This window comes from Deltaproteobacteria bacterium (assembly GCA_016874755.1).
In the GTDB taxonomy this organism is placed as follows: Bacteria; Desulfobacterota; Binatia; order UBA9968; family UBA9968; genus DP-20.
Window position 1 is genome coordinate 1 of sequence record VGTH01000033.1, and the last position, 20,888, is coordinate 20,888.

Below are 20,888 nucleotides of genomic sequence, written 5' to 3' on the forward strand. Positions count from 1 at the left end.
ATTGCAGGAGCGGCGACGGCTGAGTCGATGCCCGACAAAGATATCGTGGACACGGCGGTTTCAGCGGGTTCGTTCAAGACGCTGGTTGCGGCGGCGCAGGCAGCCGGTTTGGTCAGCGTGCTCAAGGGCGAGGGTCCGCTAACGGTTTTTGCCCCGACCGACGAGGCCTTCAAAAAGCTTCCGGCCGGGACGGTCGAAAATCTGTTGAAGCCGGAAAACAAAGATAAGTTGGTATCGATTCTAACTTATCATGTGGTTCCCGGACGAGTGACCGCGGACAAAGTTGCCGGCCTAAGATCAGCCAAGACCGTGAACGGTCAAGAGCTCAAGGTCAGTAAGAAAGATGGCAAAGTGATGATCGATAATGCCCGGGTAACTTCGACTGACATTTTGGCTAGCAACGGGGTTATTCATGTGATCGACACGGTGGTGCTGCCAAAGTGAGCGAGTGAGTCCCAGCGGGGCCGGCCTGGTCCGGCCCCGCTAATAGGTGGAGAATGCGAAAATACTCGGCATATACAGGATCAGAAAATAGCGACAAAATACTGTGAGGCTTGCGATTAAGATCGGAAAGGATTTATGTATGCTGAAATGGGAGTACTGTATTTTGAGCGGTGTGGAAACATCTTTAAAAAGAAGATTGTCGGTTTCGGTAGCATTTTCTGGGAATGCGCAAGCGAATAGAAATTTTGATGTTGAGCTGGACCGAGATAAAGGGGACGAAATTTTTACGAGCGGATTTCTGGGTGATCGTGGCGGCGAAGGGTGGGAGCTGGTGGCTTTTCACCGCGCGCCGCCGACGCTTGAGGCGGTATTGAAAAGACCTATGTTTACTAGCGAAAGCGAAACGGAACTTACTTTAGAGTCGAACCAGGCGGATCGCGATTCGGCTCGAAAGATAGGTTTCGTATCACGTAATGGAGCACTTGAAGACTAAGGGATTTTAATTTTTCAAGGAACGCCGCTTGAGTCATCGGATAGTGGTGAATTATGTTCGGGCTAAGACATCCTGCGAACCAATGTGATCGAGTAAAACCCCGCCGAGTCGTGGTGACTGGCCTTGGGGTCGTCAGTCCGAACGGCGTCGGCGTTGATAGTTACAAAAGATCCTTGGAGCAAGGACTAAGCGGTATCAGTACGATTTCGTCTTTTGATGCGAGCGGGCTTGCGTGCCGGGTGGCCGGCGAGGTGACAGCCGCGAGAGAAGATACGGAACTGCCGCCGCGTGAGCGTAGGCGCATCGGGCGTGCCGTGCATTTGGCGATTTCGGCGACTCGCGAGGCTTTGAATCAGGCTCGGGTTTGTCCGTCGGGCATGAGTTTGGCCGAGAGGCAGTCGTGGGGCGTGATCATTGGCAGCGGCGGTGGGGCGGTGGATTTTGCCGAGGAACAGTATCGGCTCTATTATAGTGATCAGTTTCGCAAGATTAGTGCTTATAATGTCTCGAGTTCGACCATCGGCTCTCTATCCAGCGAGATCTCGATCCATTTTGGTTTTCATGGTCCTAGCCATGTCATCTCCACAGGCTGCACGAGTTCCACCGATGCGTTAGGCTATGCGTTTAATCAAATCCGTTTCGGCTTGGCCGATCGTTTAGTCGCGGGCGGCGCCGATGCGACTATTACGCCGGCGGTTATGCAGGGCTTTTGCATCATGCAAGCTGTGTCGACATCGCGCAATGACAAGCCGTCGCGGGCGTCTCGGCCGTTCGACCACAGCCGTGACGGATTTATTCTTGGGGAGGGTGCCTGGATTCTGATTCTGGAAGAGCGCGAGCTGGCATTGACGCGGGGTGCGAGAGTCTACGCTGAGCTGTTGGGATACGGGTCGACATGCGACGCGTATCATCGCGTCCGTCTCGAGCCGAGCGGCGAGGAACCAGCGCGGGCAATGAGCTTGGCGATCCAAGACGCGCGGCTTGCCAAAGACGAAATAGGTTACGTTGCGTTGCACGGGACTTCTACGGTGCTGAACGATAAAACCGAGACCCGTGCGGCAAAAGTATGTTTCGGCAAGCGAGCCCACGAGCTGCCGATGAGTTCGGTTAAGTCGATGATCGGACATCCTCAAGGCGCATCGGGATCGGCCGGTGTGGTGGCGGCGATCTGCGGCATGAACGGCGGCTTTTTGCCGCCAACGATAAATTTGGATAAGTCCGATCCGGAGTGCGATCTCAATTACATTCCTAATCAAAGTATCGAAAAGTCGATCGACATCGCGCTGTGTAACTGTATCGGTTTCGGCTCGAAAAACTCCGCACTGGTCGTCGCTCGGGGGTGTTGACGTGGAGCGGAGTTACGACAAAGAAATGATGGATCTTCCGGACAACCTTCCGGAGATCTTGGCCGAGGACTTGAACAACCTGCGTATCCTCAACCGATACTTGAGCGGCTCGCGCAGCGTGATGTCGGCGCTTCAGCAAGCTGTGGGGGATGAGCTACCGAAAGAGCTTTCGATACTGGATGTCGGCACCGGTAGCGCCGATATTCCAGCGGCAATATTTGCTTGGGCAAAACGGCGCAAGGTCGCGGCGAATATCGTAGCCGTGGAGGCAGACTGGATAACCGCGCGCATCGCGGCTGATCAAACCAGGAAACTCGGGGCCATCAAGATTATTCGAGCTGATGCCAGGGCACTGCCATTTTCTCCCGGCTCTTTCGATTTCGTAATCGCATCGCAGTTTTTGCATCATTTCTCGGAGGACCGAATCATCGAGCTTTTGAAGCATTGGGCCACGCTGGGACGGCGTGCGATTGTGATCAGCGATCTGATAAGAAGCCCGATTGCCTATTTTGGAATTCGACTGCTCACCAAGCTTGCGACGCGCAACGTCATGACGCTGATTGATGCGCCGCTGTCGGTGCGACGTGCATTCACATTTAGCGAATGGCACCGCCTCTTGTCCCAGGCCGATATCGGGCCGGTGAAAATGTTCTCGGTTTGCCCTTTTCGCATGGCTGCCGTGGTTCAACTGGGAGGGCGGCAATGAAGGAGTTCGATGTTGCAATCATTGGCGCCGGACCGGCGGGCAGCGCGACTGCGATCACGCTTGCGCAGAGCGGGTTTGATGTTGTGCTGATCGATCGCGCGTTTTTCCCGCGCGATAAACTATGCGGCGATTTTGTCAATCCGATTAACTGGCCAGTGCTCCAAGAACTGAATGTTGCCCACGAGTTGCTTTCTTTGCCGCATACCAAGGTCTCGACGTTTCGCCTGACCACGGCCGGCGGAGCGGAAGCGGTCCGTGCTATGCCGGGGCAAGGCGTGTATCACTTCGGACTGGGTCTTAGACGCTTTCATCTTGATCATGTGCTTTTTGAGCGGGCGGCGCGCTCCGGCGTGAGTGTTTATCAAGGGGTCAAGGTGAGCGGCGTAAAGCGCGTTTCGCGTGGCTGGCATTTGGATCTGAATGAGCACGGTCGCCCATGGGTTGCTCAAGCTAAGCTTCTGGTCGGTGCTGATGGCAGAAACTCTTGGGTGGCACGGCAAATCGGCGTTGCGTCTAAGCCTGCCAAGTACCCAGCTTCAGTGGGATTTGAAATCCAATTACAAAAAGTCCCGGGGTCGTGTGGCAGTGTCGAGATTCATCAGTACGTCGGCGGTTATGGGGGAGTGGTGCGGGTCGATCCGAGTACCGTCAATCTTTGCTTTACGGTAAAGCGATCGCTGCTCGGGAAATCGATTTCCTTCGATAATCTGCGCGAGCGTTTTCTGCGCCACAATCCGTTTCTCAATGTGCTTGTGCGCGCGAGCGAGCCGGTAAGCGATCTGCGTTCAGTGTGGCCGGTTTATTTTCCGGCGCGACGCTGTTTTGGCGATGGTTTTCTGCTGGTGGGAGACGCGGCTCGGGTAACGGAGCCGCTAACCGGTGAAGGAATTTTCTTCGCACTCAGAGCCGGCCAGTTGGCCGCAAGAACGATGGCCTCAGCCTTGCGGCAGAACAATTTTACAGAGGTACAGCTCGGTTCGTACGATCGAGCCTGCCGGAGGGAGTTTAGCGCGCGCCAGCGGCTTAACGCGCTAATACGGAACTGCATCTATCGACCGAGATTACTGTCGTTGGCGGTGCCGCTCTTGAGTCGTCAAACGCAGCTTTTGGATTCTTTGATTAGCCAAGTCTGTCTGCCGCGTTTGGCTTGTGATTGACAAATCATGTCTAATAATCTTGGGCCTTGCGAGAGTTATGGAACATTTTAGCAAAACATCTCTCATTGCGGCGCCGGCCCAGCTGGTTTTTGGCTGGCATGAAGCTCCCGAGGTGTTCGAAAAGTTGACTCCACCCTGGGAGCATGTGCGAATTATCGAGCGCAGCGCCGAGGGCATTAAACCTGGAACCCAATTGACTCTTGAGATGCGCCTCGGACCACTTAGGCGGCGTTGGATCGCGGTTCATACCGCTTACGAGCCCGGACGGATGTTTCGTGATGAGCAGTTATCAGGTCCCTTCAAGATTTGGGTTCACACCCATAGCGTCACACCGAAAGATCGGAATTCCTGTGAGCTGACCGATGATATCCAATATCAGTTACCATTTGGATGGATCGGTCGGTTGGTTGGCGGTTGGTTGATACGGCGCAAACTCAACCGTCTGTTCGATTATCGCCACCGGGTGACCAAACAGGCATGCGAGCATCAGGTTGATTTTCCGATCACAAAGAACCGTTCCGGCAATCTTCACTTGCTTGAAGCGCGCCGCCGAATTGGAAATTGAGCACTAATCTAGCGGGATGCTTCGGCTAGGCTAGTGAATTATCTCAAGACTAACGGCATCGCGAGCGGTGGCATCGATTTTCACGCCCGCTGGCTCAATGGCGTTGGATGTTTTAAGAAGGTGTGCCCGCGATCGATCCCGCCATTCTGCGGGTGAAGTCCCAGGCGAAAATTCGCAGCGGGCGAATTTCGATGGCGATTTCGGCGTCGGCGCGTGCCAGGAGATTCTTGCCGAGCGGTGTTTGCCTGCCACTCAAATAGCGTGCGACCAGTCGTTCAAGCGTCGCTCGACCCAGCTCCGGCCTGAGCGCGGCTTCTCCCTGCCCGCGCACACCTCGGTAGGGAGGCAGATCGCTGGCAATCTCGAAAGCGCAACGGCTGTTCTGCCGCAGATGCGCAATGATTTTTGCGCTTTCCTGAGTTGCGCAATAGATTTTTTCGTTCTCATAGAGAAACCAGAGAGAAACCACCAGCGGCCAGCCCTGGCGGGTCAAGCAGGCCAGGCGCAGCGGAATGCGGGATTGCTCGAAAAACGATCGGTGCAACTCCAACGCGCCACTCATGTCCACAAGCGAGCCCTCCCACGCATCTGGCTTCGGCCTGGATTCAATATAGCGGATTGCGCCGCGCACGCAAACTCAGAGTACCAGGATTTGTTACGGCGACTTCTGGCAATTCAGGCGGACTGCGAAATCGGCGGTCCGCATCTCCACCTGTTGCAGCTATCATCCTTTCGCAACAATTACGCCCGGGAAACTCAAGGAAGAACTCGGCCACGTGGGACATGGATTGAATATGACATTGGAGTTGCTGGCGCAGAGAGACGACTCGAGAATAGCGCTTCAGGAGGCGCTAGAACGGTGGTATCCGAAGGCGCTAAATATGTTCGGTCGTTACGATCGGCGAGGTATATCTACTGGGGACTAAAGCGGCGCAGTAATGAGCAAACTCGGATCGAGTTTATTGGATTGTTCGGGCCCATCGGGCGCGCTAACTTGACTCGCTGCACCCGTTAGGTTTTGATAGGGTGGTTAATGCAAAGGGATGATCGCTGTCACGAGCTTGCGATGTAGGCATTCCTGTTTAAGCGAATCGACGGCGAGAATGTGTGGCCCAATCGGCAGCTAAATTGACCGCGGAAGGATTAGAGACAGTGAACTTGGACCGGGTGCTCAACTCCGGGCAACTGTTGAAATTGCTCCAGACCGCTGTCGCGCAAGCGAAAGAAGCGGTGCTGATTACCTCCGCCCAGCTCGAACTACCTGGCCCCGAGATTTTGTTCGTCAATCCCGCGTTTTGCGAGATGACAGGCTACAGTCAAGCAGAGATTATTGGCAAGACGCCGCGCATTCTTCAGGGGCCAAGATCTGATCGTGCCATGCTTCAGCGCTTGCGAGAGGCTCTCGCTGAGGGCGAAACGTTCTCGGGCGAAACTGTCAATTATCGCAAAGATCGTAGTGAATATTACGTCGAGTGGGATATCAGTCCGGTTCGCGCGGAGGACGGGCGAGTTGTTTATTTTCTTTCGATTCAGAGAAACATCACTGCCCGTAAAGCGGCCGAACAGCAGCTTCAAGACGCCTTTACTCAGATCGAGAAAAGCCGCGCCGATCTCCTCGCGATCCTAGATGAGCTTAACATCGGCACGGCCATGGCCGACGAGCAGGGGCGGATTGTGTTTCTTAACCGCGTCGCCAAGGGCATTTTCGCGCGGCGAGAAAGCTCAAACCGGCCTTGGCGCGAGCTGTTCAATTTCTCGCACGAAGATACTGCGTTGCTGGATGGCGTGGTCCGAAGAAGCCCTACGGAGCGCGTCAAGATTTCGGTGCATGTCGATCGTGCCGATGGCCACCGGTTCTCCTTGGAAGTGGATGTCAAAGATGATCCCCGCGACCGACGCGGCAAGATTTTCTTTTTTTATGACGTCACCGTGGTGGATGACCTGCGCCGGCTGCTTGGCGAACGGGTGCAGTTTCACGATCTGATTGGCAAGAGCGAGGCCATGCAGACCGTGTACAAGCGCATCCGCGACATAGCTCGCGTTGACGCAACTGTCCTCATTGAAGGGGAGACGGGCACCGGCAAAGAACTGGTCGCACGCGCGATTCATTTTTCTAGTCAACGTAAGGACAAACCTTTTGTTGCGGTAAACTGCGCTGGCCTCACCGAATCGCTCTTGAGCAGCCAGCTCTTCGGTCATAAACGAGGCGCGTTTACGGGCGCCATCGATGATCAGCGCGGTCTGTTTGAAGCCGCCAACGGCGGAACCTTGCTGCTGGACGAAATCGGCGATATCCCGATGCCTGTGCAGAATCAGCTGTTGCGCGTTCTACAGGAGCGCGAGATTGTGCGGCTTGGCGAGACCTTGCCGCGCAAGATTGACGTGCGCATTTTGGCAGCGACGCACCGCAATTTAAGCGAGGAGGTTGCCGCAGGCAGGTTTCGCTCTGATTTGTTTTACCGCATCCGGGTGGCGCGCCTTGGTTTGCCGCCGCTAAGACAGCGACGTGAGGATATTCCCGCGCTGGCGGCGTCCTTTCTTGGGCAGTTTTCCGCTGCCAGCGGCAAGCGCGTCAGCGAGATGAGCCAAGAGGCGCTCCGTTTTTTGATGGACTATGATTGGCCTGGTAATGTGCGCGAGCTACGGAGCGCCATAGAGTTTACCTTGATTCACTGTGCCGGAACGGTGATTCAAGCCGACGATTTGCCGCCGGAAGTATTTCCCATGGCGGACGTCATCCCTGGTGACCCACTGATGGACGAGAGATCGCGATTTCTCCAAGCGCTCGATCGTTCCCGCGGCAATCGTGCCCAAGCTGCACGCTTGTTAGGCATCAGTCGCGCAACTCTTTACCGCCGTTTGGCCGACCTCAAGATCGATCCCGAGAGTCACTAGTTTAGTTTTCTCTGCTGATACAGCCTTGAGACGGGGCTGAGACACGTGGTTGTCTCAAGCGCCCTGCTGAGATCTTCCTTCGGCATTTCGCTCGGCGAAAAACTCTAATCAAATCGGCACCCAATCCAGTTCCTGCGACTTGGCATTCGAGTTGCGCTAGTAATGTGCGTGCGCAAAATAAAAAAATAAGGAGCAGAGAACATGAATTCGTTAAAGAAGGGATTGCTTGGTTTTGCACTGAGCTTAAGTATTGCAGGAGCGGCGACGGCTGAGTCGATGCCCGACAAAGATATCGTGGACACGGCGGTTTCAGCGGGTTCGTTCAAGACGCTGGTTGCGGCGGCGCAGGCAGCCGGTTTGGTCAGCGTGCTCAAGGGCGAGGGTCCGCTAACGGTTTTTGCCCCGACCGACGAGGCCTTCAAAAAGCTTCCGGCCGGGACGGTCGAAAATCTGTTGAAGCCGGAAAACAAAGATAAGTTGGTATCGATTCTAACTTATCATGTGGTTCCCGGACGAGTGACCGCGGACAAAGTTGCCGGCCTAAGATCAGCCAAGACCGTGAACGGTCAAGAGCTCAAGGTCAGTAAGAAAGATGGCAAAGTGATGATCGATAATGCCCGGGTAACTTCGACTGACATTTTGGCTAGCAACGGGGTTATTCATGTGATCGACACGGTGGTGCTGCCAAAGTGAGCGAGTGAGTCCCAGCGGGGCCGGCCTGGTCCGGCCCCGCTAATAGGTGGAGAATGCGAAAATACTCGGCATATCTACAGGAAAAGAAAACGACAATAATATGCTGCGAAGCCTGCGATCAAAATAACGTGAGTCAAGTTACCATCGGCATAGAAGTCGAAACAAATGGCTACTCGATCGTTAAGCTATGTGAGAATTGCGGCGCCATTGATGGTGACCTGATGCAATTTTGCCGCGAGTTTGTTTTAGGCTGCAGTGATAACTAATGGCAGGGATATCAAACTAATCGACGATTGGAGGCGGGATGAAAACGCTCATATTCGTGGTCGGAATGATAATGATGACGGCGGCAGTTCACCTACACAGAAAGTCCACCCGTAAGCGTGTGATAACAGAACCGCAGAACTCAATGGCGTTTTGGAATCCTTTTTTCGCCAAACGCCGTCGTCGATCAAGTTACTGCGAGCATAAACGGACCTTAGTCTATGACCCGATCAGCCGTGATGCTAAATCATCCTAAGCTCTGTTTGAAAAAATAAAGTGTTGCGTCTCACGATCTGATTCCACGAGAATTTTGCGAATCGAAAAGGTCTTTTAGCACTTGATGGCGGTAGTCAAAAATGCGCTCTAAATCAGGAGCGACGAGTAAGAGGTTAACTAAAGTGCCGCCGGGCACCGCGTATTCGACGTTGTCGCCCACTAAAGTGCCGCCATGGTCGTGATCAAACGTATGATCGTGGACCCACAAAGAGTACGGTCCTCTGGTTTGCCGGTCGACGAATCGCAGGGGCGGCTGCCATAAGCTGATCTCACTTTGCCAAAAAATAGGGATGCCGCGCAGGCGCAGACGATAGTCAAGCAGTGTTCCGGTTTGAATCGTCGTTGATGGGGGTGATAGGACTTTAAATCTCAACCACGGCGGGGTGACGCGGTCGAGGTTATGCGGGTTGGAAAAAAAATTGAAGATTTTCTCGCGCGGTTGAGGCAGCCATAGGCTTCTCTTGAGTGAAAAGGTTTTCATTGATCGCGGCCAGCGGATTTGGCTCGATCACACGTGATTTCGCAGCATCAGTTCTTTCGGATTCGGTTCGAGATAGACCTGCGTTTTCAGGTAGGCAATCTGATATTTGTTGGTGTAGTGGCGCAGGAGGGTTGTGGGTGCGATCAGCGGCACCAGTTGGCGGCGAAAGTCGCGAATCAGTTCGACCATTTCTTGGCGCTCATCGGCTGAAAGCTGCTTGGAAACGTAACCAAGCATGTGCTCCAAGACGTTGGTGTGCTTCTGGGTGGTGGCAGGTTTGGCCAGAGCGTGCATATAAAGTTCGCCGTATTCAAAATAGATGTCGGCTAGGGGCTTGGTTTTGGCCGCGCCAACGATGCGGCCGAGTTGACGGTAATGAGTCTCACTGTGGGCGAGCAAAAGAAATTTATGTGCGGTGTGAAACTCGACCAACCCTTGTCGAGATTGGGGTTGCGACGAAAAATCCTGCCAACGCCGGTAGGCAAAGACTCTTTCGATGAAATTCTCCCGGAGCTTGAGGTCGTTGAGGCGACCTTCCTCTTCGACAGGCAGCAGCGGCAGATGTTGCATCAGCGCCGCAGCGAACAAGCCGCGTCCGTCCCGTTTTGGCGCGCCTTTAGCACTAAAAACTTTGACCCTTTCCATGCCGCAACTCGGCGAGTTTTTCTTGAGCACGTAGCCCGAGAGATGGAGATCGATGAGCTGCTGGACACGCTGCCGGGCGAATTTGTTCATAATTTCGGTCCAGTCGGTGCCGGACTTTTCGGCGATCATTTTGGGGTTCGTGGCGTCGCCCACCAGCCGCACGGTTTCGCGGGGAACACCCATGCCGGTCTCCATTTCGGGACAGACGGCAACCCATTCGACAAACCGGCCCAAAACGCCGGTAAGAAATTCGTCGCGTTTGTGTCCGCCGTCGAAGCGAACCTTGGCGCCGAGAAGGCATGAGCTGATGCCGACCTTTGGTTTAGTGGCCCCAACTTTGTTCATAGCTATGTTGATTACATGTGACAGGTGCTTTATACAAGTCAATATTATTTAACATGCAATGTCGCTATAGCGGACATAGACGGAAAGCCGCGACACTGAAATGAAGCTCGTCATAACCGGCGCCAGCGGTTTTATTGGATCGGCTCTAGTGCAGCAACTGTGGAAGGATTTCCATTCGCTGGTGCTGTTGAGCCGCAACCCGCGGCGCCAAGAAGAAGGCAGTAGCACCAAGACTTATCTAAGCTGGCAGCCCGGCCAAAGCGGTGCATGGGAGCAATCCGTTGACGGCGCCGACGGCGTAATCAATCTAGCGGGGGAGCCGATTGCGGGTAAACGTTGGAGCGTCAAGCAGAAGCAGAAGCTGCGATCGAGTCGCATCGAGACCACCCAAGCGTTGGTTTCAGCCATAGCGAAAGCCAAAGTCAAACCAAAGTTTTTTCTCAGCGCCTCCGCCGTCGGTTATTACGGCGATCGGGGCGACGAGCTGCTGACCGAAGAGTCGCCGCCGAGCAATGATTTTCTCGGACGACTTTGTGCCGATTGGGAAGCGGAAGCAAAAAAAGCTGAGCTCTATGACATTAGAGTGGTGCAGCTGCGGACCGGCATCGTGCTTGGCAAGGACAAAGGTGCGCTCAAGAAGATGGCGCCGCCCTTCAAAATGTTTTTCGGCGGGCCCCTGGGTTCGGGACAGCAGTGGATGCCGTGGATTCATATCGACGATGAGGTGGGTCTGATCAAATTCTTGATGGAACATGAGTCGGCCCGCGGCGCGTTTAATCTGACCGCCCCCAATCCGGTCACCATGGCAGAGTTTGCCGCCGCGCTTGGCAAGGCGCTCAACCGTCCGGCCTGGGCTTCGGTGCCTTCTTGGGTGCTGGCCCTGATGCTTGGCGAGATGGCAGACATGCTTTTAGGCGGACAGCGCGCCGTGCCGAAAGCCGCTCTGGGTCTCGGCTACCGCTTCAAGTATCCGAGAATCGCCGTAGCGTTGGACTCGTTAAATTTATGAACTTGCTCAGTGACAGCGCCAGGCGCGCAGTTCAATCTGTATTCTAGAGTTTCCGTTGGAAGCCTCAGGACTCACCAAGAAGTTTTCGCAGCGGCCGAAAAGTCTCGGCTGTTTGTCGAATGCGTATCATATGGCGCTCGTCAACGGCGACGCCGATGCGGCGGGCGCAGTGATCGACGAACTGGTTGCCGGAAGATATACGCTCGCGGATATATACATGTCTTTGATCGGGCCGGCCCTGCAGGGCCTTGGCGAGGCTTGGTGTGTCGGCGATATCGGTGTCGGTCAGGAAAAGCTCACGACCCAGATCGTGCTGGCGCAAATGGAACGGCTGCGCGCGAAGTTTGTCGCGCCGTCGCACCGCTCTTCTTTTCGCGTCATGGTTTCTTGCGTCGAAGGGGAAATGCACTTTATCGGCGCGCGCATGTTTGCCGACCTTTGCCTGGCGCGTGGCTGGTGGGTCGACTTTCTCGGTCCCGATGCTCCGAACTCGGCGATCGTCGACATGGTAAGACGGCGCTATCCCCAACTACTGGCCCTTTCGCTGACGATGGACCACGGCCTCGCCCATGCAAGAAAACTCGCGGTCGAACTGGAGGATGTGGCGGCGCCGCCAAAGCTGCTTCTGGGGGGGCAGGCGGTGGCGGCTATTGTTGCGCGATCCTTAGGGAGCGGCGACATCCGTGTTGTCAGCGACCTTTATGCTGGGGTGGAATTTGTCGCGGATTGCCAGCGCAGCGAGCGGCCCAAGACGATTTTGCGCGAGTACTTGACCACGCTTGGCAAGAAGGTGAGGCGGCTGCGCACCGACAAGGGCTGGACCCAGGAGCAACTGGCCGAGGCCGCCAAGGTGACCCGAGTTTGCATCGTCGCCGTGGAAGGCGGCAAACAAAATCTTTCCATGGATATCGTCGTCCGGCTCGCCAATGCTTTGGCGATCACCCCGGAAAGTCTGTTGACCGGTGATCATGAACAGGTGAACACTTCCGGTTGAAAGGCGGGGATGTGTGAAAAATCCGTATTTTGCAAATGACAGCGCGGTGCTGGAACAACCACTGGCTCATCGTCCCGAGTGGCCGCGCCGTGAGGTTGTGGCGAGCCATCGGCCGAGCGGAAGCCTGCCCTTTCTGGACAACCTCGGTGAGCTGCTCGGCGTGAACGATGTTGCTGCGCTACAGGACATTTTGGATCGTGCATTGTTCGGCCCGGTGGCGGAGGCGACGGCCCATCCCGGCAAGCGCATCCGCGCGCAGCTGGTGAGCTTGTGCTACCAACTGGTCAATACTGCCTCACCTTCGGTTGCACAGGACGCGGCCTATTGCCGGCGCGCAGCCGAAGTGGTGGAGGTGATTCACCTTGGTTCCTTGATCGTCGACGATATTGAAGACGGCAGCCTGGTGCGGCGCGGCCATCCGGCGCTGCATGTGCGGCACGGTGTGCCGCTCGCGCTCAATGCCGGCAACTGGCTCTACTTTTGGTCCGCCGACCTGATTCGGCGCTTGGATCTACCGGAAAGCGCAAAATTGCTGGTTTACGAACTGTACCATCGGACTATGTCGCGCGCCCACCTGGGCCAAGCGGCCGACCTTGGCTGTCGCGCCAATACCTTGGCGCAGTCGGCGGTGGCGCCGGCCTGCCTCGGCACCGTCGAATTGAAGACCGGCGCGTTGATGGGTTTTGCTGCGGCATTGGGTGGCGCAGCGGCAGCGGCGCCGGTGCGGATGGTGCGGCTGTTGGACGAATTTGGCAAACGTCTTGGCGTTGCGCTGCAGATGTTTGACGATATGGGAAACGTCATCGGCCGCTGTGAACCGGCCAAAAGATGCGAAGACCTGTTAATGAAAAGACTTTGTTGGGTGTGGGCCTGCGCGGCCACGCTCAGTCCGGCAAAAGAGTATCAGGCCTTCGTCGCCGCGGTGCAGGCTCTGCCTGAGTCAGCCGCGCTAAATGACTGGATGACCCGCTATGAGTTGATTCCCTACGTGCGCCAGAGCGCCCGCGGCCATCTCGATGCGGCGTTCCGTTTTTTGGAAGCAGGCTTGAAAGACGCGCCGCAAGCATGGTCGAAGCCGGCCTTGGAGCAGCTGCGTCACTTGGGTGAGGAGATCGCGGTGGCCTATGACTAAGCCGCGCGCAGCGATCGTCGGCAGTGGCTTCGGCGGTTTAGCGGCAGCGATCCGCTTGCAGGCTGCCGGCATGGAAACCGTGATTTTTGAGAAACGTGATCTGGCCGGCGGGCGCGCTTACGTTTATCGCGATCAGGGGTTCACTTTCGATGCCGGCCCGACGGTGATTACCGCGCCCGGTTGTTTGCGTGAACTGTTCACGATTGCCGGTCGCGAGCTCGACGATTACGTCGAGCTCCTGCCGGTCAAACCGTTTTATCGTTTGTTCTGGGAAGATGGTTACCGTTTCGACTACTCGGACGATGGCGAAGCGATCGAAAAGCAAATCATCGCTAAAGCACCAGGCGATCTGCCGGGCTACAAGAAGTTTCTTGCCTACTCCGAAGAGGTCTTCCGCGAGGGCTACGAAAAACTGGCCCATGTGCCGTTTTTAAATTGGCGCAGCATGATCGCCGTGGCGCCGCAGTTGATTCGCTTGGAAGCGTATCGGTCGGTTTACAGTGCGGTGGCTAAACATATTCAAGATCCCCATCTGCGCCAGCTGTTTAGCTTTCACTCTCTGCTCGTCGGCGGCAATCCGTTTACCACCACCTCGATCTACACATTGATTCACTGCCTGGAACGGAAGTGGGGCGTTTACTTTCCCAAAGGTGGCACCGGCGCCTTGGTGCAGTCGCTGGTCAAGCTCTACGATGAAATGGGCGGCAAGATTCACTACCAGAGTGAAGTGGCCGAGATTCTCACCGAGAATGAGAAAGTGATCGGGCTGCGCACCCAAGACGGCGCGCGCGAGCAGTTCGACGTGGTTGTCAGCAATGCCGATGTGGTTCACACCTACGATCGACTGCTCAAGCACGCACCCGAGATCGGCGCCATGCGGCACAAGCTCAAGCGCATGGCGCACAGCATGTCGTTGTTTTTGATCTACTTCGGTGTGCGGCAAAACTATCCGGATCTTTTGCATCACAATATTATTTTCGGGCCGCGTTATCGCGAGTTGTTGGAAGATGTTTTCTTGGGCGGCCGGCTGGCCAGTGATTTTTCGCTTTATCTGCATGCGCCGTCAAAAAGCGATCCGGGGTTGGCGCCACCGGGCTGCGAGACCTATTACGTGCTGTCGCCGGTGCCGCATCTTGGCAAGCTAGCGATCGACTGGAGGATCGAAGGTCCGCGCTACGCCGAGCGCATTCTCAAATATCTCGAAGAGCGCTACATGCCCGGACTGCGCGACGCGATCGTCACACAGCGTATTTTCACGCCGAAAGATTTTGAAACCGAGTTGAACGCCTTCAACGGCTCGGCATTTTCGCTCGAGCCGCGTTTGACCCAGAGCGCCTATTTTCGCGTGCACAACCGCGATCGCATCATTAAGGGGCTTTACTTTGTCGGTGCCGGCACCCACCCAGGGGCGGGGATTCCCGGCGTGGTCAATTCAGGCAAAGCGACGGCGGGTTTGATTTTGCAGGATTACAAATCGCCGCTTACGCGCGCGCGCCAAAAAGTGGCCGAACCTTCCTATGCCTGAAGGGCTGCCAAACGAGGTCCGAGCCGCACTCGACGAGTGCCGCTGGATGATCGCCAAAGGGTCGAAGAGTTTTTCTCTTGCGGCCAAGCTTTTCGAGCCGGAAAACCGCCATGCGGCGTTCTTTCTCTATGGCTGGTGCCGCTACTGTGATGATCAAGTGGACGAGGCCGGCCAGCAAGCCGATCGAGCTCAAATGGAGCGCCGAGTGGCGGAGCTGAAGCGCGCCACGCTTGCTGCGTTTACCAACGAGGCGCAGGATCAAGCCGTGTTTGTTGCAATGCAGTATATCGTGCGACGCTACGCCATTCCGTCCCACTACGCGCTGGAATTGATCGAAGGCATGGCGATGGATGTGCGCCAGACACGCTATCGAACGCTCGACGAACTGCTGCTCTACTGCTATCGCGTTGCCGGCACCGTCGGCCTGATGATGTCCCATGTGATGGGCCTGCGCGACCAGACCGCGCTCAAGCATGCCGCGGACTTGGGCATCGCCATGCAGCTCACCAACATCGCTCGCGATATCATCGAAGACGCAGCGCTCGGCCGGATCTACCTGCCGCAGGAGTGGCTCGACCAGGCAGGTGTCGCTGCTGAAGAAATTGCCGAGGCGAAGAACCGTGCAAAACTAGCTCAGCTGACGCAGCGTTTGCTACAGCGAGCCGATGATTACTACCGCTCCGGTGACGCCGGTCTGTGGCATTTGTCGTTTCGCTCCGCCTGCGCGGTGTCAGCCGCGCGCCAGGTTTACTCTGAGATTGGCTCGTTGCTGCTGAGAAGGGGCGCGCACGCCTGGGACCAGCGCACCTATGTGACGGGCGTGCGTAAAATCCGGGTTGTCCTGCGCGGTGTGGGCAAACTGCTGAGTTCATTGCCGGCGCGATGCGCCCGCCCCTGGTCGCCCGTGCCGATCGATCATGTGTTGACCTTTGCGCAAGTCCGCTAATGTGTATGGAGAAAACACGATGCATTTGATCCCGTGGATTTTGCTCGCCGTGCAAGCCGCTATTGTTGTCGCGAGTCTGTTGGGCTACGGCATCTTTACCGCGCGGCCGGACCTACTCATGCAGGTCGATCCGCAAGCGCGCTTTTTCACTTGGGCGTTTTCCGGCTTTGCCATCGGCAATATGCTGTTCGGCGGACTGGCGGTGGTTGCCGATGCGCTTATGCGCAACCGACTAAGAGCGCTGGTCGCGTTCATCGCCATTTATGCCGTGAGTCTCGCCAGCGAACTGATGGGAACCGGATGGGGCATCCCGTTTGGCCCGTACTCTTACACCCACCTGCTGGGGCCTAAATGGTTTGGCCTGGTGCCGTATCTGATTCCTCTCAGTTGGTTCACCCTGGCCTGGGTTTGCTGGGTGATCGCGCGCCAGCGCGCCATGGGTATGAAATGCGTCCTCCTGGCAACCTGGCTACTCGTGGCCTGGGACCTGTTGCTCGATCCGGCGATGAGCAAGGTGACGAGCTATTGGGTCTGGGGTGAAGCGGGAAGCTACTATGGGATGCCATGGAGCAATCTGTTCGGTTGGGCAGTCACTGGCTTGGTGCTGTTTGTCATCCTGCACCGAGTTGAGCCTGAGCCGCGCAGCACGGTAAGCTTCGCCGGGTGGGTCTACTTTGTCAATTTTGCCTTGCCGCTTGGATTTTGTGCTCTCAATCAATATTGGCTGGCAGTGGCGGCCGGCATCGGCAGTGTGGTTTTGGCTTTGGTCGCTTTCCGAAAGACTCAATCGGCGCCGGAGTCTTTAAGTGCCTTGAACCCTAAATTTCCAGCGGAGGCGGGCGCGTCGCGCCATCTTTCATGAATCTCTGCACCAAATCTGCATCGGCGAATTTGAAGAATTGAGCCGCTCGATGTTACACTGAGCGCACTTTAGCTTGGTGATGAAACGACGGTGATACTTGAATTCTAGTGTGGCAGCGAAACGTTTGCACGGCGTGGCCAAATTTGATCTGGAGCACTACTTGCGCTCACGCCGTGAGGCGGTGGACCGCGCCCTCGATAGCTACCTTGGCCGCTACTCCGAACACTCCCATACGATTTGGCGGGCGATGCGTTACGGCCTGTTTCCCGGCGGCAAACGCGTGCGGCCGATCTTGGTGCTTGCGGCCGGCGAAGCGTTCGGCGGCAAACGCCGAGCTCTCATGCCGTTTGCGTGCGCGGTCGAGATGATCCATGGCTACTCCTTGATCCATGACGATCTGCCGGCGCTCGACAACGACGATCTGCGCCGCGGCGAGCCGACCAATCATAAAGTTTTTGGCGAAGGAATTGCGCTGTTGGCAGGCGATGGATTGTTGACCGAAGCGTTTCGGGTGATCTCCGGACCGGAGGTCGCCAAGCAGCTGGCGCCGGATCTGATTCTGCGGCTGATTCATGAACTCTCCTGTGCCATTGGCATCTCCGGATTGGTGGGCGGTCAAGCCTTCGATATCGAAGCCGACCGCCGCGAAGTGGATATTGGCGTTGTCGAATACATCCATGTGCGCAAGACCGGCGCGCTCATTCGCGCATCCATTCGTCTGGGCGCCCAGGTTGCCGGCGCCGGCGAGGCCGACCTGCGGCGCATGTCGCGCTTTGGCGAAACGCTCGGCTTGGCGTTTCAAATCGCCGATGACATCTTGGACATTTTAGGCGAGACCGCGCCGGGTGAGGGCGGCGAGTCAGGCCATAACGAGTGGAACAAGGCGACCTATCCCTCGGTGGTCGGTGTCGGGCAAGCGCAAACACGACTGAAGCAGTTGCTCGATCAATGCCTGGCTGGGCTTGCGCCCTTTGGCAGGGCGGCCGATCCGCTGCGCGAATTGACCGTGCAGATTGCCCAACGCGCGCTCCAACAAAATGGTAAAGCTCGATCAGAGGAGATGAAAATCTGACATGACAAGATTGCTAGATAGAGTGGATGCCCCCAAAGACATTCGCCGGCTGCCGGTCGAGCAGCTGCCTCAGTTGGCCCAGGAGGTGCGCGACGAGGTGGTTTCCGTGGTGTCGGAGGTGGGCGGTCATTTGGCTTCGACCCTGGGCGCGGTGGAGCTGACGCTGGCGCTCCATTACGTTTTCGACACGCCGAAGGATCGCATTGTCTGGGACACCGGCCATCAAGCCTATGCGCACAAACTTATTTGCGGCCGGCGCGCGCGGTTATCGACCATCCGCCAATTGGGCGGACTCAGCGGATTTCTGAGCCGTGAAGAAAGCGAATACGACGTCTTCGGCGCAGGCCATGCGGGCACTTCAATCTCGGCGGCGCTGGGCATGGTTGAGGCCAGCAACTTGGCCGGCACGTCGCGCAAAGTCGTGGCGGTCATCAGTGACGGCGGCTTGAGCGCAGGATTGACGTTTGAGGGGCTCAACGCGGCGAGCCACCTCGATAAAGATTTGATCGTGGTCTTGAACGACAATGAGCATTTTATCGATCCACGCGTCGGCGCCGTGTCGTCGTTCTTGAGTAAACAGTTTACCACGGACTTGGGCGTGCGGTTGCAAAAGCACTTTTCAAACCTGTTGCTGAATTTGCCGCAGGGGGAAAATTTGAAACTTGCCGCGCGCAAAGTGCGCGATTCCTTTCTTGGCTTTGTCACGCCGGGATTCTTGTTCGAGAGCTTGGGCTTTCAATATGTCGGTCCCATCGACGGCCATAATATTGCCGAGATGGTGACAACCCTCGAAAACGTCAAGAAGATCGAGGGGCCAACCCTCGTCCATGTGCTGACGAAAAAAGGCAAAGGGTATCCGCCGGCCGAGAAGGACCCGATCAAGTATCACGGCGTGGTGCCGTTCCATGTTTTGACCGGTAAATGGAAAAAAGAAAAAGGGCCGATTCCCAGCTACACCGATGTTTTTGCCCAGGCCTTGATCAAAGTCGCCAAGGAAAATCCCAAAGTAGTCGGCATCACCGCAGCGATGGGCAGCGGCACCGGCATCGACAAGCTGTCGCGGGAACTGCCGGGGCGTTCTTATGACGTTGGCATCGCCGAGCAGCACGCGGTGACGTTTGCCGCCGGCATGGCGACCGAAGGTTACATTCCCGTCGTGGCGATCTATTCGACATTTTTGCAACGCGGCTACGACGAGATTTTGCACGACGTTTGCCTGCAAAATTTGCACGTGGTGTTCGCCCTCGACCGTGGCGGTCTGGTGGGCGCCGATGGGCCGACCCATCATGGCGTGTTCGATTTTGCTTACATGCGCTCGATTCCCAATCTCGTCATCATGGCGCCCAAGGATGAGAACGAGCTGCAGCATATGTTGAAGACCGCCATCGATTACGATGGTCCGATTTCGCTGCGCTACCCGCGCGGCGATGGCTGGGGCCTCAAAATGGACGAGAAACCGCGACCCTTGCCGATCGGCAAAGGGGAGCTTTTGCGCGGCGGCAAAGACATTGCGATCGTTGGCATCGGCCATACGGTGTTGCCGGCGCTGCGGGCGGCCAACGATCTGGCGCCGCTCGGCATCGACGCCGCGGTGGTGAACGCCCGCTTTGTCAAGCCGCTCGATAAAGAACTGCTGCGCGATGTCCTTGGCCGCGTCACCAACGTCATCACCGTGGAAGATCACACCGTGGTCGGCGGTTTTGGCAGTGCGCTGCTCGAGTTTTTCGCCGAGGAGGGGCTGAGCCACTTGGCGGTGCGCCGCCTCGGCGTGCCGGACCGCTTCGTCGCCCATGGCACGCAGGACGAGCTGCGCAAAATTTGCGGCTTTGACCAGGAGGCGATTACTCAAGCGGCGCTGCAAATGGTGCGCGCCGACAGAAAGCGAAGCAGGGAGGATGGCAAAGAGGGAGCGGCTCGATAAGCTGTTGGTGGATCGCGCCCTTGTGGCGAGCCGCGAGGAGGGGCGCGGCCGAATTTTGGCTGGAGAGGTGCTGGTCGATGATCAACCGGTGACCAAAGCCGGCAGCCAAATCAGCCTGGACGCAACGGTTCGCTTAAAGCCCCGCGCTTCGTCCTACGTGAGCCGGGGCGGCGACAAAATCGAAAAAGCGCTGCGTGAGTTTGCCCTCGACGTCGTCGGCAAAACCGTTTTGGATGTCGGCGCCTCCACAGGTGGGTTCACCGATTGCCTACTGTCTCATGGAGCGGCCCAAGTCTTCGCGGTCGACGTCGGCTATGGTCAGCTAGCCTGGAAGATCCGCAGCGATCCCCGGGTCAGAGTCTTCGAGAAAACCAACATCCGTTATCTCGATTTGGAGCGGTTGCCCAGCGCCGCCGACATTGCCACCATCGATGTCTCTTTTATCTCGCTCAAGCTAGTCCTGCCGCAGGTCAAAAAGCTCCTGGCAGCCGGCGCGCAAGTGATCGCCCTGATCAAGCCGCAATTCGAAGTGGGTAAAGGCAAAGTCGGCAAGGGGGGAGTGGTGCGCGCGGCGGCGGAGCACGAGCGGGTGATCGAAGAGATCAGAGAGGCCGCGCAAGCAGCAGGCTTTCAGGTCCGCGGGCTGGTCGAATCGCCCTTATTGGGGCCCAAAGGCAACCGGGAATTTTTGCTTCAGCTGGTGCTTGTCGGATGATCCCCGCCGAGGGCACAGCGGCTTTTTTAGATGCCTTCCAGGGAGCTGTCAAAGCTTGCCAACTATTTTATTTTGCTGGCGATTTGCTTGACTTGGCGGAAAGATTCGCTACAATCCCTGCGATCAGGCGAACGGGTGGACTGGGGGTGATTCAACTATGACGGGTGTGAGAGTCCGAGAGAACGAATCCATCGAGAGCGCCATCCGGCGCTTCAAAAAGCTCTGCGAGAAAGCCGGCATCTTGGCTGAATTGCGCAAACGCGAGCACTACGAAAAGCCCAGTGTGAAACGAAAGAAAAAAGCCATTGCCGCCAAGAAGCGAGCCATGCGGCGTGTGCGTCACTCTTTTTAGACCCAAGCTCGATGTGTGGTCGGCCGCGGCGTCCGTCGTGGCCGACACTT

22 protein-coding genes are annotated in these 20,888 nt (G+C 56.6%); 19 read left to right on the top strand and 3 right to left on the bottom strand.

Annotated elements, in window-relative coordinates:
* The 6 genes from FJ145_18435 to FJ145_18460 form a co-directional block, all read left to right on the top strand.
* The coding region (locus FJ145_18435) for a fasciclin domain-containing protein (GenBank protein ID MBM4263395.1) at positions 1-444 on the top strand (444 nt) is incomplete at its 5' end.
* A 139-nt stretch (positions 445-583) separates the two neighbouring features.
* Complete coding sequence (locus FJ145_18440; GenBank protein ID MBM4263396.1) at positions 584-937, top strand: hypothetical protein; 354 nt, start codon at positions 584-586, stop codon at positions 935-937.
* A 53-nt stretch (positions 938-990) separates the two neighbouring features.
* Positions 991-2,283, top strand: coding sequence for a beta-ketoacyl-[acyl-carrier-protein] synthase family protein (locus tag FJ145_18445; protein MBM4263397.1), 1,293 nt, complete (start codon positions 991-993; stop codon positions 2,281-2,283).
* 1 nt (position 2,284) lies between these two features.
* Positions 2,285-2,989, top strand: coding sequence for a methyltransferase domain-containing protein (locus FJ145_18450; GenBank protein MBM4263398.1), 705 nt, complete (start codon positions 2,285-2,287; stop codon positions 2,987-2,989).
* Positions 2,887-4,146: an NAD(P)/FAD-dependent oxidoreductase gene (locus FJ145_18455; GenBank protein ID MBM4263399.1), complete on the top strand. Its 1,260-nt coding sequence runs from the start codon at positions 2,887-2,889 to the stop codon at positions 4,144-4,146. The genes FJ145_18450 and FJ145_18455 overlap by 103 nt, the downstream gene beginning before the upstream one ends.
* Before the next feature lie 37 nt (positions 4,147-4,183).
* On the top strand, positions 4,184-4,711 hold the full coding sequence (locus FJ145_18460) for an SRPBCC family protein (GenBank protein ID MBM4263400.1): 528 nt from the start codon (positions 4,184-4,186) through the stop codon (positions 4,709-4,711).
* Between the two features lie 112 nt (positions 4,712-4,823).
* On the opposite strand, the gene FJ145_18465 is transcribed toward FJ145_18460, so the two are convergent.
* On the bottom strand, positions 4,824-5,279 hold the full coding sequence (locus tag FJ145_18465) for a hypothetical protein (GenBank protein MBM4263401.1): 456 nt from the start codon (positions 5,277-5,279) through the stop codon (positions 4,824-4,826).
* A 49-nt stretch (positions 5,280-5,328) separates the two neighbouring features.
* On the opposite strand from FJ145_18465, the gene FJ145_18470 reads away from it, so the two are divergent.
* From FJ145_18470 to FJ145_18480, 3 genes are all read left to right on the top strand, one after another.
* Positions 5,329-5,637: a hypothetical protein gene (locus FJ145_18470; protein ID MBM4263402.1), complete on the top strand. Its 309-nt coding sequence runs from the start codon at positions 5,329-5,331 to the stop codon at positions 5,635-5,637.
* Between the two features lie 181 nt (positions 5,638-5,818).
* On the top strand, positions 5,819-7,606 hold the full coding sequence (locus FJ145_18475; GenBank protein ID MBM4263403.1) for a PAS domain S-box protein: 1,788 nt from the start codon (positions 5,819-5,821) through the stop codon (positions 7,604-7,606).
* 201 nt (positions 7,607-7,807) lie between these two features.
* On the top strand, positions 7,808-8,299 hold the full coding sequence (locus FJ145_18480) for a fasciclin domain-containing protein (GenBank protein MBM4263404.1): 492 nt from the start codon (positions 7,808-7,810) through the stop codon (positions 8,297-8,299).
* 550 nt (positions 8,300-8,849) lie between these two features.
* Here FJ145_18480 and FJ145_18485 read toward each other — a convergent pair.
* On the bottom strand, positions 8,850-9,320 hold the full coding sequence (locus tag FJ145_18485) for an SRPBCC family protein (GenBank protein ID MBM4263405.1): 471 nt from the start codon (positions 9,318-9,320) through the stop codon (positions 8,850-8,852).
* Positions 9,321-9,347: 27 nt separating this feature from the next.
* Positions 9,348-10,310, bottom strand: coding sequence for a DUF523 and DUF1722 domain-containing protein (locus FJ145_18490; protein MBM4263406.1), 963 nt, complete (start codon positions 10,308-10,310; stop codon positions 9,348-9,350).
* 100 nt (positions 10,311-10,410) lie between these two features.
* Between FJ145_18490 and FJ145_18495 the strand changes: the two genes are divergently transcribed.
* The 10 genes from FJ145_18495 to FJ145_18540 all read left to right on the top strand — a co-directional run bounded on the left by FJ145_18495 (position 10,411) and on the right by FJ145_18540 (position 20,838).
* On the top strand, positions 10,411-11,319 hold the full coding sequence (locus tag FJ145_18495) for a TIGR01777 family protein (protein ID MBM4263407.1): 909 nt from the start codon (positions 10,411-10,413) through the stop codon (positions 11,317-11,319).
* Positions 11,320-11,449: 130 nt separating this feature from the next.
* Positions 11,450-12,313, top strand: coding sequence for a helix-turn-helix domain-containing protein (locus tag FJ145_18500; GenBank protein MBM4263408.1), 864 nt, complete (start codon positions 11,450-11,452; stop codon positions 12,311-12,313).
* 13 nt (positions 12,314-12,326) lie between these two features.
* Positions 12,327-13,445 (top strand): hypothetical protein, encoded by a 1,119-nt coding sequence (locus tag FJ145_18505; GenBank protein MBM4263409.1) that lies wholly within the window; start codon positions 12,327-12,329, stop codon positions 13,443-13,445.
* Positions 13,438-14,970, top strand: coding sequence for a phytoene desaturase (locus FJ145_18510; GenBank protein ID MBM4263410.1), 1,533 nt, complete (start codon positions 13,438-13,440; stop codon positions 14,968-14,970). The genes FJ145_18505 and FJ145_18510 overlap by 8 nt, the downstream gene beginning before the upstream one ends.
* Positions 14,963-15,916 (top strand): phytoene/squalene synthase family protein, encoded by a 954-nt coding sequence (locus FJ145_18515; protein ID MBM4263411.1) that lies wholly within the window; start codon positions 14,963-14,965, stop codon positions 15,914-15,916. The genes FJ145_18510 and FJ145_18515 overlap by 8 nt, the downstream gene beginning before the upstream one ends.
* A gap of 19 nt (positions 15,917-15,935) precedes the next feature.
* A complete protein-coding gene (locus tag FJ145_18520) occupies positions 15,936-16,778 on the top strand; it encodes a carotenoid biosynthesis protein (protein MBM4263412.1) in 843 nt (280 codons plus the stop codon).
* A 133-nt stretch (positions 16,779-16,911) separates the two neighbouring features.
* Positions 16,912-17,850, top strand: coding sequence for a polyprenyl synthetase family protein (locus tag FJ145_18525; protein MBM4263413.1), 939 nt, complete (start codon positions 16,912-16,914; stop codon positions 17,848-17,850).
* 1 nt (position 17,851) lies between these two features.
* The gene (gene dxs / locus FJ145_18530) at positions 17,852-19,771 is read left to right on the top strand and encodes a 1-deoxy-D-xylulose-5-phosphate synthase (GenBank protein MBM4263414.1); all 1,920 of its coding nucleotides are present in this window, start codon (positions 17,852-17,854) and stop codon (positions 19,769-19,771) included.
* On the top strand, positions 19,746-20,486 hold the full coding sequence (locus tag FJ145_18535) for a TlyA family RNA methyltransferase (GenBank protein ID MBM4263415.1): 741 nt from the start codon (positions 19,746-19,748) through the stop codon (positions 20,484-20,486). The genes dxs and FJ145_18535 overlap by 26 nt, the downstream gene beginning before the upstream one ends.
* Before the next feature lie 157 nt (positions 20,487-20,643).
* Positions 20,644-20,838 (top strand): 30S ribosomal protein S21, encoded by a 195-nt coding sequence (locus tag FJ145_18540; protein MBM4263416.1) that lies wholly within the window; start codon positions 20,644-20,646, stop codon positions 20,836-20,838.
* The last annotated feature ends 50 nt before the right edge of the window (positions 20,839-20,888 follow it).